Below are 2,541 nucleotides of genomic sequence, written 5' to 3' on the forward strand. Positions count from 1 at the left end.
CTCTATTCCAAAAATATTTGTATGTGTACCATTCAAATGATTGGGCGCATCTGTAGATATTTGAGGCGGTTGAATATCTTTTATTGCAGAGAAGGCTACCGGCCATTTCTGATTATGGGACGAATAGATCGATTTGGCATGAAGTGGCATAAAAGCAGAAGACTCAAGAGGTAACTTTACTCCTTGCGATTGGATGCTCACACGATTTAACACCATCAACGGTTTTTCTTTAAGAAGCGAATTTTCACTATGTCCGTACTGCTTTGTATCCTTTAACACCATCAACGGTTTTTCTTTAAGAAGCGGATTTTCGCTATGTCCGTACTGCTTTGTATCCTTTAATACCAATGATGATGTCTCTTTTGTGACAAGAGGCTGTGCGGCACTTTGTTTTGCGTTCGCTCCCGTCATTCTAGTTTTCCGGTCAATACTCTGAGTAGCATCGGTTGGTGTTTGAGGCTTAAGCGATATATCTCCTTGCTGGACTAACATTGTATTCGCGGTCACTTCGGGAGCTACCTCATCACGATGTCTTTTTAAAATATCTTTCTGCTTCTTTTTACCCTTAGTTACTGTGCTTTCACCAGCAAGAACCGGTTTGAGATCGTCTGTAAATTCATTCAGTAGATCCTCAAAATGATTATCTTCTGTCGCCAAAGTATTTAATGAGTTCTGATTAAGCTTATTTAACATTCTTTCTCATACCTTAACTCTTCTCTGATCTCATGAAGTGCATCTTTACGTTTTTCAAGACGTCGTTTTTCAGCTTCAACTTGCTCTATTTCAGAAGCTAAATCCTCTGCTTTTTGTCGAGTGACCGACGCATCGAAAAAAACCGATTCAATACTGGTTTTTATACTCTCTCGACGCATAAAAAGACGGCTCAACGCATTCGTTTCTTTTACCACAGCCAAACTTTTTAGCTCTTGCTGTAATACCTCAATACGCTGCCAATATTCGTCTATATGCTCTTCCAGTTCTTGGCTAAGTTTTCTCAGCTTAACCAAAATCCTCTGTTGTTTATTAATTCGAATATCAATGATCTCAATAATCTGACCAAATTCTTTCCATCGCTTCGAGTGTTTCTTCATATTCAACACCTTCAAAACCTTGTTTTAAAAACTCCATAATTACTGGGTAAAGGTCAATTGCCTTGTCAGTTTCTAAATCATTGCCTTTTTCGTATTCTCCGACTCGAATCAATAGCTCAACATTGAAATAGCGATATACCATATCTTTAATTTTTTCCGATAATCGAATGTATCTTTTATCTTGAATCTTATTTTGTAGACGACTTTTGCTCTTTAATACATCAATCGCTGGGTAACGTCCTGTTGAGGCGATAGTCGTTGAATAAACAAGATGGCCATCAATTAACGATTTCACTTCATGAGCAATAGGATCATCGTCGATTTCTTTTTCAATCAAGACGGTGAAAATACCTGTCACAGAACCGTGAACTGAGTTACCACAACTTTCGACCAAACGAGATAATGCAAGCGACACACCAATTGGAATGCCACCTTTAATTGGTGTCCCATCCAGCATGGCTTGCGCACGAGCAAAACGAGTCAATGAATTAAAATAAATCACCACTTTTTTGCCCTGCGCCATAAAATGGCGAGCAATGGATACGGCAACTAAACCAGAACGCACTTTTTCTAAGGGATTTGCTTCTGATGTGGAGACCACAGTGATTGATTTACGAATGACTTCAGGACCAATCTCTCCCTCTAAAAATTCAATGACTTCACGCGCTCGCTCGCCAATCATGGCAAAAATAACAACGTCAGCTTCCATGTTATTCGCCATAATGGATACCGTTGTTGTTTTGCCGGCTCCCGCGGGAGCAAATAAACCAACACGTTGCCCTTCACCAATAGTAAAAAGGCCATCGATAATCTTAAGTTTGGTCGGAAAAGCCGTTTCGATAGGCGCTCGCATCTGTAGTGGGATTGGCTCAACAATGATCGGTAAATCAATAAATTCACCAGGCTGAGTCAAGTAATCATCACCATAGAGCGACTCTCCGTAACAGTTGATCACTTTTCCCACTAACGCTTGTTCATTGAGAGGGAAACAGAATCGGCGCGGTGTTATTTCTATTCGTCCACCACGCTGTACGGCACCGGGCTGAAGTAACTTTATCTCCACTCTTGGTTGAGAAACTTTCATCACTTCACCGCGAATTTTTTGCCCTGTAACAGTATGAATAAAACACTCTTGACCGACAAAGGTATTGATAGATACATGGCAGACAACCGTATCTTGATACAATTCTTTTACCTTAAAAAAGTGCTGTAGCATTACTCAATCACCTCAAATGAAACCGACACATAACGTTTGACTTTATGCTTTTTCTGAGAGGTATTTTTGAACAGTTCTCCGAGTAGAGGAATACTCGAAAGCACTGGCACACTGCTCGTTATCGATTGAGTGGCTGTATTATCAAACCCACCGAGAATCACCGTTTGATTTGGCTTAATATAAACTTCCGTTTCTAACGATTGTGAACTCACTTTAGGCGGCTCACTTTTCTTG

General features: G+C 40.2%; 3 protein-coding genes and 1 pseudogene. All 4 read right to left on the reverse strand.

Going from position 1 to position 2,541, the window contains the following annotated elements; genetic code table 11:
• Positions 1 to 693, reverse strand: a pseudogene (locus tag VOR_RS0102155) (hypothetical protein); the annotation flags it as partial.
• Positions 687 to 1,091, reverse strand: coding sequence for a hypothetical protein (locus VOR_RS0102160; protein WP_010317947.1), 405 nt, complete (start codon positions 1,089 to 1,091; stop codon positions 687 to 689). The pseudogene VOR_RS0102155 and the gene VOR_RS0102160, both read right to left, overlap by 7 nt.
• Entirely contained in the window at positions 1,045 to 2,307 is a 1,263-nt protein-coding gene (gene vscN2 / locus VOR_RS0102165) for a type III secretion system ATPase VscN2 (protein ID WP_010317949.1), read from the reverse strand. The genes VOR_RS0102160 and vscN2 overlap by 47 nt, the downstream gene beginning before the upstream one ends.
• The coding region (locus VOR_RS0102170) for a type III secretion system EscC protein (RefSeq protein WP_010317951.1) at positions 2,307 to 2,541 on the reverse strand (235 nt) is incomplete at its 5' end. The genes vscN2 and VOR_RS0102170, both read right to left, overlap by 1 nt.

Source organism: Vibrio ordalii ATCC 33509 (genome assembly GCA_000257205.1).
GTDB lineage: Bacteria > Pseudomonadota > Gammaproteobacteria > Enterobacterales > Vibrionaceae > Vibrio > Vibrio ordalii.